We start from the raw sequence: 12004 nt of genomic DNA on the forward strand, positions 1-12004 counted from the left end.
AAAAGAGGGGTGTCATGGAGATCTTACTTGCGTTGATTCCAGCTTTTGCTTGGGGTAGTATTGGTTTAGTCAGCGGAAAACTTGGCGGAACACCACAACAACAAACTTTAGGTATGACAATTGGATCATTTGTTTTTGCCATAGGGGCCTATTTGGTTTACCGACCGACTTTCGAAATGAATAGTATGATCGTTGGATTGATATCCGGTTTATTTTGGACACTTGGTCAAAACAAACAGTTTCAATCCATGAAATTAATGGGTGTGTCAAATACACTACCCGTTTCTACTGGTTTACAACTGATGGCAAACACATTAGCAGGAGTTTTGTTATTTCGGGAATGGACGAGTAGTCGAGATCTTTTTCTAGGTGTTCTAGCACTAGCTTTTTTAATTATTGGTGTCCGGTTTACAACGGTAAGTGACCAGAAAGATTCAGGTGACGAAGCTGCCTCAGTTAAAAAGGCTTGGATGAAAGCATTAGGATTATCTACTTTAGGATACGCTTTTTACACCATTACTATCAATGCTTCAGGTGTAGATGCATTAGCAGTTATTTTGCCACAGTCAATTGGAATGGTAATTGGTGCGCTATTCTTTTCTAGAAAAGAACAAGTTTGGAATCATTATACTACAAGAAATATTCTTACTGGCCTGATATGGGGAGTGGGAAATATTTTTATGCTTATTTCAATGAAAGCAATCGGATTAGCAGTTAGTTTTTCTCTATCACAAATGGGTATTATTATTTCTACATTAGGTGGAATCTGGTTTCTCGGAGAAACTAAATCAAAGCGTGAATTTAGATACATTATTATAGGTTGTGTGTTAGTTATTATTGGAGGAATTATTTTAGGTTATTTGAAATCATAAAAGACAAGGTAGGTCGAAAAATGAATCTTTTTCGTAAAAAACCATTAAATACAGAGATGCTCTCAAAATCATTATTAAGAAAAGAATTAAAGACATTTGACCTAATCTTATTAGGTCTAGGTGCGATTGTTGGGACGGGAATCTTCGTTATCACAGGGACCGCAGCAGCCAATATAGCTGGACCAGCACTAATTATTTCGTTTGTTATTGCCGCATTTTCATGTATCTTATCCGCTTTATGTTATGCAGAATTTGCTTCTAGAGTACCCATTGGTGGAGGCGCTTATGGGTATATTTATACTATTTTTGGTGAACTAGTCGGTTGGTTAGTCGGTTGGTTATTAATTTGTGAGTATTTATTAGCTAATGCTTCAGTCGCTTCTGGCTGGTCTGGCTACGTTCATGGCTTTTTAGAAGGAATAGGGATTTACTTTCCACAAGCTTTAAGGGCATCTTATAATCAAGCTAACGGAACGTACGTTGACGTTATTGCAATTGTTATTACATTATTGGTGACTTATTTGGTTACACAAGGGGCTAAAAAAGCTTTACGATTAAATAATATTATGGTTATTATAAAATTTAGCTTAATTGCCTTATTTATTTTAATAGGCGTATTTTATGTAAAGCCAGCTAACTGGACGCCTTTTATGCCATTTGGTTTAAAAGGTATAACTTCTGGTGCGGCGATTGTTTTCTTTGCTTTTTTAGGTTTTGATGCAGTTAGTACCGCAGCTGAGGAAGTAAAGAATCCTCAAAGAGACGTACCCAGGGGAATTATCGGATCGCTTGGCATTGCGACTGTCTTATATATAGGCGTGACGCTAGTGCTAACGGGATTGGTTCCTTATACACAATTAAATGTAAAAGATCCAGTAGCCTTCGCTATGCGATTTATTGGGCACAATGTTGTAGCAGGGATGATCTCAGTAGGTGCGATACTAACGTTATTAACTGTTTTAATCTCAATGACTTATGGATTAACCCGTTTAATTTATGTGATTAGTCGTGATGGATTATTACCCATCGGATTAAGTCACGTCAACGAGAAGACCAAAACACCTCATAATGCTACATTTATAGTTGGTATCTTATCCGCTACATTAGCAGGAATCATTCCTTTAGATCAATTGGCAGCAGTAACCAATATCGTTACATTAATGGTATTTGTCATTATCGCAGCTGGTATTTTAAAACTAAGAAAAGAATATGGACAACCAAAACCAGGAGAATTTAAAGTTCCGTGGGTCCCATTCTTTCCAATTTTATCTATTGTAGTTTGTTTGTATTTGATGTTCCAACTATCTTTATCTGTCTGGGTTATGTTCATCATCTGGGTTACATTAGGTTTAGCTATCTACTTCCTATATGGAAACAAACATAGCCAACTAAATAAAAATGCGTAGAAAAATGATTTGCTTCGATAAGAAAATAGAAACCAGTCAGATAGGATGTTTTTTGTCCTAATGACTGGTTATCTTTTTTCCAAATGTCTAAAGCGTCTAGCTCAATTAAAGATGTGAAAAACTTTAATTTACTCTTTGTGGTCATTTTCTAGCTTTTCTTCTTTATCATCTGATAAAGTAAGGCTTTATTCTATGAAATAAATGAAATCTGTTATACAATAAAGTAACAAATAAGAAAATTAAAACTAAGTTCTCTAACACTCATAATCGAGTTAGAAAATTACTTTAGCATTAATAAACTGGAGGGAAAGAAAATGAATAAAATGATGAGTAAAAAAGTGATAATAATAGCAGCGACATTAGTATTTTCTTTTATACTTGTAGCATGCGACAATAATTCCCAAGATGAGGGCATGATGACTCCAATGCAATCTAGCAATCAAATGGATACTTCAACAAAAGGAATAGAAAATACGACATTTGATGTGAGTATGGAACAGGCAGTAGAAACCTTTAAAGAAGCTTATCCAAATGCGCAAATTGTTTCTATTAATCTGGACAAAAATTTTAGTAACTATTTATATGAAATTGAAGGATTTAATGAATTACAGGAAATAGAACTATCTATTGATACAATGTCTGGGGAAATCTCTAAGCAAAGAACAGAAAATAAAGATGATTTAATTGACGATGATAGTTTAGAGCTAGAAGGTCTTATCACACCTCAAGAAGCAATGAAAGTGGCTCTTGAAAAAGTAGGAAAAGGCTACGCTAAAGACTGGGGACTAGATAGTGAAAATGGAACAGTTTATTATGAAGTAGATTTACAAGGCAGCGGCCAAGGTAACGATGATGCCTTAATTGATGCTAAAACAGGAGAATTCGTCGGCCTAGACTAAAACGAAAAAGCAATAAATAAATAGGTTTACAATAAATAGAGCTACTAATATATCTTCATATATTAGTAGCTCTATTTATTGAATAGAAAGATTATTTTTTTTCGCTAAATTCTAATTCTTTTAGAAAAAGTTTCTTTTCTTTAATAGTTAGATACCTTGTCGGTACAATATGTGCAGTAAAGCCACTTAAATAGATAAGAATCATATCTTCATAAATAGTTATTTCTTTTATACCGTTTCTTGTAGTCACTTCAGTTGTATAGTTGTCAAAAACTTTTAAACCATTATTGTCAATAATCAGTGTCTTTTTTCCTAATAGAGATGAATTATCTCCTTCTTTTAAAACAGACCTTATTGATTTTGTTAATAATTTTTTATAACTTCTAGGAAAATTCATGAGATAAATAACGATGAAGGAAAGAGCAATAATAGCCCAGTACAATGCAGGCTGATTTAGAAAAAAAATTCCCGAATAAAAAATAAGGATGCCACAGATAGCTGGCAACAAGTATTTCATAGGATAATAAGTCTTTTTTTGTGCTTTTGATTGTTGAATATGGTAAATATTAAATTTTATATAATCTTCTTCTGTTATTTCGTACTTTACTTCCATTAGGATACTCCTTTTTGGTATACTGTATTCCTTAACAAGCTTAGATTGTAGGCGTAAATACATGACATAGTTATGTTGGCCATGTTAAGTATACCTTATTTTAAAACAGTTAGAATTACTTTGTGATGGTATAAATTTTGAAAAATAAAAAGAGTTATCTAATAGTTAGTTAAGTATAAAGGCTTACACACACTTTTCAATAGAAGTAAGACATCGGAAAGTCATACTAGTCATTTTTTCAACTGGTGTATGATATAGTTATTGCTGTCATAAAAAATGAATAATAGAAATGTAGGGATAGAAATGGCTTTTGTAGAAATAATAGATGAATATAAACGTTATAAAATGGGCGATACGATCATTGCTGCTAATGATGGTATTTCTTTTGAGATTAAACAAGGTGAATTCGCTGTCATTGTCGGTCCTAGTGGAGCTGGTAAATCAACTGTATTGAATATTTTAGGTGGCATGGATCAAGCTGATGAAGGAAAAGTTAAAGTCGACGGAGTAGATATTGCTCAGTTTAATAAAAAGCAACTCACAAAATATAGAAGAGATGACGTAGGATTTGTTTTTCAATTCTATAATTTAGTGCCTAATTTAACAGCGAAAGAAAATGTTGAATTAGCGGCAGAAATATCGAAAAATGCATTAGATGCTGAAGAAGTCTTACGTCAAGTTGGATTAGGTGAACGGTTAGATAATTTCCCAGCGCAATTATCTGGGGGAGAACAACAGCGTGTAGCTATTGCTCGTGCATTAGCTAAGCAACCAAAATTATTGCTTTGTGATGAACCAACAGGGGCCTTAGATTACGAAACAGGTAAACAAATTTTAAAGTTGCTACAAGATACCTGTATCAATACAGGAACGACCGTTATCGTTATTACACACAATCAAGCAATAGCACCAATGGCTGATCGAATTATTGAAATTAACAACGCTAAAGTACGTAAGACCACATTGAACCCTAATCCTACAGCCGTAGCAGATATCGAATGGTAAGGGGGGAGAGATAAAATGAAAAAGAAAGCACTATGGAAAGATATTTTTAAAGAAATTTGGAAATCAAAAGGACGTTTTCTATCCATATTTGCGATTATTACTTTAGGTGTTGCCTTTTTTGCTGGAATTAAAGCTACTGGTCCCAACATGATTGACACAGCAGATCATTATTATCGCGAGAAAAATTTAATGGATCTTAAAGTAGTTTCAACTTATGGTCTAGAAGAATATGACATAAAGCAGCTTCAGTCGGTAGAAAATGTGATTGTACGCGGGGCATATAGCCAAGATGTTATCTTGGAAGACAGCGCATTAGTCACCAAAGTTTTTAGTTATCCTAAAAATGCGACTGAAAAATCAAATCAGTATGCGATTATATCAGGGAGATTACCTGGAAAATCGGGTGAAATTGCACTAGACGCAACGGAGGTCTATACTTCAGAATACTCTCTAGGAGATCAAATTGATTTAACGACAGACGATGAAGAAAATCCTTTATCTGATAAGTTAAAAATAACGAGTTATAAAATAGTAGGTTTTGTAAATAGTCCTCAATACATTGAAAACTTTACTCGAGGAAACAGCACAGTAGGAAAAGGAACATTAGATGGATTTGCTGTTATTCTGGATGAAGATTTTGATATGGAAGTTTACACAGAAGCGTACTTAACTTTTTCTGATACGAAATCATTACTAGCCTACTCAGAAAAATATGAAGAAAAAGTTGATAAGTATCGATCTAAAATTGAAAACATGACAAAATCTTTACCACAAAATAGATTAGAAAGTATTCAAAAAGAAGCGCAAATCGAAATTGATAAAGGCCAAAGAGAAGTTGATGAAGCAAAAGTAAAATTAGCAGATGGACAAAAAAAATTAAATGAAGCTAAAAAAGAACTGACAGAAGGTTCAAAAGACTACCAAGAAGGTTTAGCAACATTTGAAAAAGAAATCACTAGTGCACAAGCTGAAATAGATAAGAATAGCAAAAAAATTAGTGATGGAAAAAAAGAATTGGCAACTCAAAAAGAAAACTTAGAAGCTGGTCAAACTGAACTAAATAAAGCAGAGCTAACTTTCAATGAACGAAAAAAGTCAGCTGAAGCAGAACTAGCTGCTGGGGAAAAAGAACTAACGGCTAATCAACAAATATTATCTGATAGTTTTAAAGCAATTAGCCAGTCTAAAGCTGAAATCAAAAATAATGAAGAAAAGATTCAAGCTGAAAAGAATAAGCTTGAGCAAGGTCAAATAAAGTTAACTCAAAGCAAGCAAAACGTAAAAAATCAAAAAGCAAATCTTATATCAATTAGTAAAATAGTAGAAAAACCAGTTGGTTCTATCACTCAAACTGAAATAATTACGGCTCTTGCTAAGGCCCAAGAAATAGACAAAGTACTTAGTACTTCGTTAGGACAACAACTGACTAGCTTCTTTGCCGGAAATACTCCGGCTGCTTCAGTAAAAACGACTATAATAGCGACGAATGGCTCAATTACTGAAGGAGAGAATGCGTTAAAAGTCCAACAAAATGAAATCAATCAAGGTAGTGCAGAAATTGAAGTTTCTGAAAATAAGCTCAATAAAAGCAAAGAAACGATTGAACAAAGCCAAACGGAATTAGAGGCAGCTCAATCTCAATTAAATGAAGCGAAAGCATCTTTTGAGCAACAAAAAATAAGTGCTAGAGAACAATTAGCTGCTGGAGAAAATGAAATTGTTGAAAACCAGCAAAAAATTAATGAAGGTAAACAAGCTATTCAAGAAGCAGAAGCTGAATTAATTAAAGGTGAAAACCAACTAGTCCAAGGTAAAGAAACCTTGAAAACTGAACAGGCTAAAGGAGAAGCTGAATTAGGTAAAGCCAAAGCATCTTTAGATGAAGGCCAAGATGAATACAATAAAGCAGCAAAAGAATTTGAAAAGAAAAATAAAGAAGCCGTAGAAGAAATTGCAGACGGTGAAGCGGATTTATTAACGGCAAGACAAGAGTTAGCTGATCTCGCAAAACCAGAATACTTTGTTTTTGATCGTAGCACTAATCCTGGTTACAAAGAATACAGTGATAATGCAGAACGAATATCTGCTATCGCTCAAGTATTTCCAGTTTTCTTCTTTCTAATAGCTGCATTAGTTTCTCTGACAACTATGACAAGAATGGTAGATGAGCAACGCTTACAGATTGGGACATTAAAGGCCTTAGGTTATACCAGTGGAGATATAGCTAAAAAGTTCCTTGTTTATGCTTCGCTTGCAAGTGTATTTGGAACAATAATTGGTCTAGTAATCGGGTATCAAGTTTTTCCTAGTATAATCTTTAATGCTTATGGTTCATTGTACAATATGCCAGATATTCGTATTACGTATTATATCAGTTATGGTGTTATTTCGTTCATCATCGCGATTCTCAGTACAGTTGCCGCAGCATACGCAGCTACAAGAGTGGCATTGCAAAGTAATGCAGCGACATTGATGCGTCCAAAAGCACCGAAAATAGGAAAACGAATTTTCTTAGAACGTCTTTCATTTGTTTGGAATCGGATGGGCTTTATTCAAAAAGTAACCGCTCGTAACTTATTCCGTTACAAACAAAGGATGTTAATGACTGTTTTAGGAGTTGCTGGTTGTACAGCATTAATTTTAACTGGATTTGGTTTATCTGATTCTATTGCAGATATTTCAAGCTTACAATATGGGAAATTAATGAAGTATGATGCAATTGTTGCTTTTAACAATGAGGCGACTAAGGAAGAAAAAGAGCAATACCAAGAATTCATTGACTCTCAATCAAGTATCACTAACAACATGAATGTCTTACAAGAAAGCTATACTGTTTCAGAAAAAGACGTAAATACACAAGACGTAACCGTTTTTGTTCCAGAAGAAAAAGAAGAATTATCTAACTACCTTCTTTTAAATAATCGTAAGTCAGGTGAGGTTTACTCTCTACCAGATGAAGGAGTAATCATCACTGAAAAACTAGCTAAATTATTTGGTTTAGACATAGGAGATACGATTACCCTAAAAGACGAAGACAATAAAAAAATGGATGGGGTAGTCAAACAGATTGCTGAAAACTATGCCGGTCATTACGTATTTATGACAAGTGATTCTTACATGAAATTAGTCGGAAAAAGGCCAGCATACAACACCCAACTGCTAATGTATCAAGCAAATAAAGCTTTTGAAGATAAATTAGGTAGCGATTTAACAGCTCAACCGAGCGTAGCAGCCGTTAGTTTTGTAAGTCAAGTTAGTAGCGCGGTAAATGATACAACAGCTAGTTTAGCAATTGTTACACTAGTATTGATTATTTCAGCAGGATTATTGGCATTTGTAGTACTCTATAATCTAACGAATATTAACGTTTCAGAACGAATCAGAGAACTATCTACTATAAAAGTCCTAGGATTTTATGATAAAGAAGTAACAACCTATATTTATCGAGAAAATATTATTTTATCACTTATGGGAATCGTTGTAGGTTCAGGATTGGGAGCACTCTTGCACAGTTTTGTTTTACAAACGGCTGAAATAGATATGCTAATGTTTAGTCCAGATATTCGACTTTTAAGCTATGTTTACTCAGGGTTGTTAACATTGCTATTCTCAGGAATTGTTATGTATGCTATGCATATCAAGTTGAAAAATATAGATATGATAGAAGCCTTAAAATCAGTAGATTAAAAAGGTAGAAAAGGACTAATTAAAAACAAATCTGGAACATAACTAGCTAAGAATAAGAAAAAAAGTTCCATTTATCCAGTAAAACTGATGAATGAAACTTTTTTTGGTTTGTTTGTATTAAAAATGAAGAAAAAAGACGTTCTCATACTGGATTCATCTCATACGAGAGAAACCTCTACAGCACCATTTTAGTATTTTTGTAGAGGCTTTTTTGTTGTTTAGCTTTTCTATTGGGTATTAAAAATAAGTAAACAATTCGTTAAGACTATTTTTGACAAATGAGTTAAAGCATTATATAATAAACATATGAATAGACATTCATATGTAATGCGTAATCGTTACGCCATCAAAATAATTCTAACGTTTATTAAGAAAGGTGATAAAAATGAATAAGATTAAAAAAAAACATTCTCACGAAGAGCACAACCATAATTATAATCATGGGAAAACACCTGTTTATTTATATTATATTGGTTTAGTTTTATCGTTAATAGCATTAATATTAAACGAAAAATATGTGCTGCTGCAAAATAGCCTATTTTTAATCGCTATCATTACAGCGGGCTATCATGTCATTATTTCGGAAGGATTAAAAGAGACGATTGAACGCACTAAAAATAATAAAAAATTTACTCCTAATTCTCATGTTTTAATGGGGTTAGCGGCAATTGGTGCTTCGTTAATAGGAAAATTTTGGGAAGGAGCACTCTTGATTCTTATTTTTTCTGGTGCCCACTTCCTCGAAGATTACGCTGAAGGTAAGAGTAAAAGAGAAATAACGAAGTTAATGGAAATGAATCCAACAACAGCTAGATTCATTATGCCTGATGGAACAATAAAGGTTGTTGATGTCGAAGAACTAAAAGTTGGCGATCATCTACAAGTCTTAAATGGAGGACAAGTTCCTATTGATGGAATTATTTTGTCTGGAACAACTTTTATTAATGAGTCTGCTATTAATGGAGAAAGCATGCCTAAAGAAAAAACTAAAGGCGATGCTGTTTTTGGGAGTACAGTAAATGGAACAAGTACTTTTTCAATGGAAGTTACAAAAGAAAATAAGGATACAGTATTCTCGAAAATTTTACAATTAGTCAATCAAAATCAAGAAAATCAGACAAAAGCGGCTAGTATTATCCAAAAATTTGAACCTAAATATGTTACGTTTGTTTTAATTGCTATTCCTTTAGTCATTTTACTCACTTCTCTTTTATCGGATTGGACATGGACAGAAAGTATTTATAGGGGACTAGTTTTACTCGTTGCAGCCTCACCTTGTGCGCTAGCGGCTAGTACTATTTCTGCAACTTTATCTGCAACGTCTGACCTTGCAAAAAAAGGTGTTCTTTCAAAAGGAAGTACGTATCTATCACAACTAGCAGATATAAAGGCTATCGCTTTTGATAAAACGGGTACCCTTACTCGTGGTAAACCAGAAGTGACTGATTACTATTTTAATTATTCTACCAATGTTACTAGGATGACGGATATCATTGTAGCTCTTGAAAAAGAGTCAAATCATCCATTAGCTAATGCTATTTTAGAAAAATTTGATAAGAAGAATAAGTTAGAGATAAACGTGACAAATCAAATTGGAAAAGGATTAACAGGTGATTATCAGGGGAGAAGTTATCGGATTGGAAAACCAACTTCTTTTAAAGCTGTTTCCAATGAATACAGTAAATTAAACACAGAATGGGCATCTACAGGAAAGACCGTTGTATATGTAGCGGAAGATGAAATAGTCATTGGTCTAATTGGTTTAATGGATATTCCTAGTCAAGAAGCGAAAGCAACAATTGCTTACTTTAAAAACCTGGGTATTCATACAACGTTGATTACCGGAGATTCCCAAATGACAGGACAAGCTGTAGGTAAACAATTAGGAATAGACGAAGTTATTGCCAATGTTATGCCAGAAGATAAATCACTAATCATCAATAAGAAAAAAGAGCAGTACGGAATAACCGCGATGGTAGGAGACGGTGTAAACGATGCGCCTGCTCTTGTTAAGGCAGATATTGGGATTGCTATGGGGGATGGAACAGATGTTGCAGTAGAGGTATCTGATTTGGTTTTAATGCAAAACGATTTATCTAAATTAGTTAACGCACACAAAAGTTCTTTAAAAATGAAACAGATTATTTGGCAAAATATTATTTTTTCAATGTTAGTTGTAGCCTTTTTAGTTGTAGTCAGCTTAATTGGATTAGCTAATATCACAATCAGTGTCATTATTCATGAAGGAAGTACATTGGTTGTTATTCTAAATGGTCTCAGATTATTAAGAACGAAATAAAAAAACTGGACTGTCTCTTTTAGAGATAGCCCAGTTTTTTCTTACTCATCTTTTGTTGAATCAGGAAAAACAAAACGATTTTTTTTAAATTTTTGAAGCGCATAAGTAGAAAGTATAATATTTACTAGAATAGCAATAACACTACCTATGACGGTATCAAGAACCCGATTAAGACCATAAATATAAGTAGCATTCATCGGAATCGTAAAATAAGTAATCATATAAGTAGCTGTGCCACCGATAATTCCATCATGATAGTGCAATCGGTCGCAGATAATAATAACAAGCATTTGCCCAATAGAAACACCAATAATTTCAAGAATAAACTGATTCCCTGTTGCTGTCTGGAATAATACTAGCGCCGTTGCAAGAATAGCACCGACTGCATTTCCAAAGATACGATTTCTCCCAAAATTAAAGCTCGTTCTCCAGTCTGCTCTCAAAGAAAAAACAGCAGCTAAAGCAGCTAAAGCGGGAGTTCCTCGATTTGTATAGTGAAAAAAAATCATACATAAAGCTACAGCAATTCCTGTTTTGATTGTACGCATACCAATTCGATAATGACTTTTCAACAATATCCACTCACTTTTTAGTTGACCTTTTAACAAGCAAGGTCTGATAATATCTATCATACAGAGATTCCATACTAAAATGCAAGAGTCTTTAGCAAAAAAGGTTAGAAATAAAGGAGATGTTACAGAAAATAAAACTCAAATTGAAAATTAAAAGCAATAGTTATTTTTTTGAGTGGTAAGGAATAAGCAAATTAATAAAAATAGCAATAAAAGCGCCAATGAACGTATCAAAGATACGCTGAATAGCATAAAAGAGGGCATCATCAATAGGAATCGTATAGTAAATGATTAAAAAAGCAGCTGTTCCACCAATAATTCCTGCATTATTTTTAAGTAAGTCACAGATAACAATAATAAAAATAATAGCTACTGGTACACCGATAAGTTCAATCAAAAAATGGGTGCCAAAAATATTTTGAACAAGAACAACTAATGTTGCAGTAAAGGCTCCAATAGAATTACCCAAAATCCTATTTTTACTGAATTTAAAAGTCATTCGCCAATCTTCTCTTAAAACAAAAATAGCAGTTAATGAAGCTATCATAGGGGCTCCACGATTAGTGAAATGAAACAATAAAATACAGCTGGCTACGGCGATAGCAGTTTTAACGGTGCGCATACCAATTCGATACTCTCCGATCATCATCA

The 12004-nt window shown here is 33.7% G+C and carries 9 protein-coding genes; 6 read left to right on the forward strand and 3 right to left on the reverse strand.

Annotation, left to right across the window (positions count from 1 at the left end):
- Positions 1–14: 14 nt before the first annotated feature.
- The 3 genes from B9Y54_RS07155 (at position 15) to B9Y54_RS07165 (ending at position 3177) form a co-directional block, all read left to right on the forward strand.
- Positions 15–872 (forward strand): GRP family sugar transporter, encoded by an 858-nt coding sequence (locus B9Y54_RS07155; RefSeq protein ID WP_085559627.1) that lies wholly within the window; start codon positions 15–17, stop codon positions 870–872.
- A 20-nt stretch (positions 873–892) separates the two neighbouring features.
- Positions 893–2278 (forward strand): amino acid permease, encoded by a 1386-nt coding sequence (locus B9Y54_RS07160; protein WP_085559628.1) that lies wholly within the window; start codon positions 893–895, stop codon positions 2276–2278.
- A 314-nt stretch (positions 2279–2592) separates the two neighbouring features.
- Positions 2593–3177: a PepSY domain-containing protein gene (locus B9Y54_RS07165; RefSeq protein WP_085559629.1), complete on the forward strand. Its 585-nt coding sequence runs from the start codon at positions 2593–2595 to the stop codon at positions 3175–3177.
- A gap of 91 nt (positions 3178–3268) precedes the next feature.
- On the opposite strand, the gene B9Y54_RS07170 is transcribed toward B9Y54_RS07165, so the two are convergent.
- Positions 3269–3790: a YcxB family protein gene (locus B9Y54_RS07170; protein ID WP_085559630.1), complete on the reverse strand. Its 522-nt coding sequence runs from the start codon at positions 3788–3790 to the stop codon at positions 3269–3271.
- 303 nt (positions 3791–4093) lie between these two features.
- On the opposite strand from B9Y54_RS07170, the gene B9Y54_RS07175 reads away from it, so the two are divergent.
- From B9Y54_RS07175 to B9Y54_RS07185, 3 genes are all read left to right on the forward strand, one after another.
- Positions 4094–4795, forward strand: a complete 702-nt coding sequence (locus tag B9Y54_RS07175) for an ABC transporter ATP-binding protein (protein ID WP_085559631.1) — start codon at positions 4094–4096, stop codon at positions 4793–4795.
- A 15-nt stretch (positions 4796–4810) separates the two neighbouring features.
- On the forward strand, positions 4811–8482 hold the full coding sequence (locus B9Y54_RS07180; protein ID WP_090005024.1) for an FtsX-like permease family protein: 3672 nt from the start codon (positions 4811–4813) through the stop codon (positions 8480–8482).
- 385 nt (positions 8483–8867) lie between these two features.
- Positions 8868–10781, forward strand: coding sequence for a heavy metal translocating P-type ATPase (locus B9Y54_RS07185; protein WP_085559632.1), 1914 nt, complete (start codon positions 8868–8870; stop codon positions 10779–10781).
- A 41-nt stretch (positions 10782–10822) separates the two neighbouring features.
- Here the strand turns inward: B9Y54_RS07185 and B9Y54_RS07190 are convergent, their stop codons facing one another.
- Positions 10823–11413, reverse strand: a complete 591-nt coding sequence (locus tag B9Y54_RS07190) for an FUSC family protein (protein WP_085559633.1) — start codon at positions 11411–11413, stop codon at positions 10823–10825.
- 103 nt (positions 11414–11516) lie between these two features.
- Positions 11517–12002 (reverse strand): FUSC family protein, encoded by a 486-nt coding sequence (locus B9Y54_RS07195; RefSeq protein ID WP_085559634.1) that lies wholly within the window; start codon positions 12000–12002, stop codon positions 11517–11519.
- Positions 12003–12004: the final 2 nt, after the last annotated feature.

It is taken from the genome of Carnobacterium iners (assembly GCF_900177385.1).
Lineage (GTDB): Bacteria > Bacillota > Bacilli > Lactobacillales > Carnobacteriaceae > Carnobacterium_A > Carnobacterium_A iners.

Bases quoted from the DNA above. Each gene is read 5' to 3' on its own strand.
- B9Y54_RS07155 (WP_085559627.1), top strand. From the start codon at position 15: ATGGAGATCTTACTTGCGTTGATTCCAGCTTTTGCTTGGGGTAGTATT.
- B9Y54_RS07160 (WP_085559628.1), top strand. From the start codon at position 893: ATGAATCTTTTTCGTAAAAAACCATTAAATACAGAGATGCTCTCAAAA.
- B9Y54_RS07165 (WP_085559629.1), top strand. From the start codon at position 2,593: ATGAATAAAATGATGAGTAAAAAAGTGATAATAATAGCAGCGACATTA.
- B9Y54_RS07170 (WP_085559630.1), bottom strand. From the start codon at position 3,790: ATGGAAGTAAAGTACGAAATAACAGAAGAAGATTATATAAAATTTAAT.
- B9Y54_RS07175 (WP_085559631.1), top strand. From the start codon at position 4,094: ATGGCTTTTGTAGAAATAATAGATGAATATAAACGTTATAAAATGGGC.
- B9Y54_RS07180 (WP_090005024.1), top strand. From the start codon at position 4,811: ATGAAAAAGAAAGCACTATGGAAAGATATTTTTAAAGAAATTTGGAAA.
- B9Y54_RS07185 (WP_085559632.1), top strand. From the start codon at position 8,868: ATGAATAAGATTAAAAAAAAACATTCTCACGAAGAGCACAACCATAAT.
- B9Y54_RS07190 (WP_085559633.1), bottom strand. From the start codon at position 11,413: ATGATAGATATTATCAGACCTTGCTTGTTAAAAGGTCAACTAAAAAGT.
- B9Y54_RS07195 (WP_085559634.1), bottom strand. From the start codon at position 12,002: ATGATGATCGGAGAGTATCGAATTGGTATGCGCACCGTTAAAACTGCT.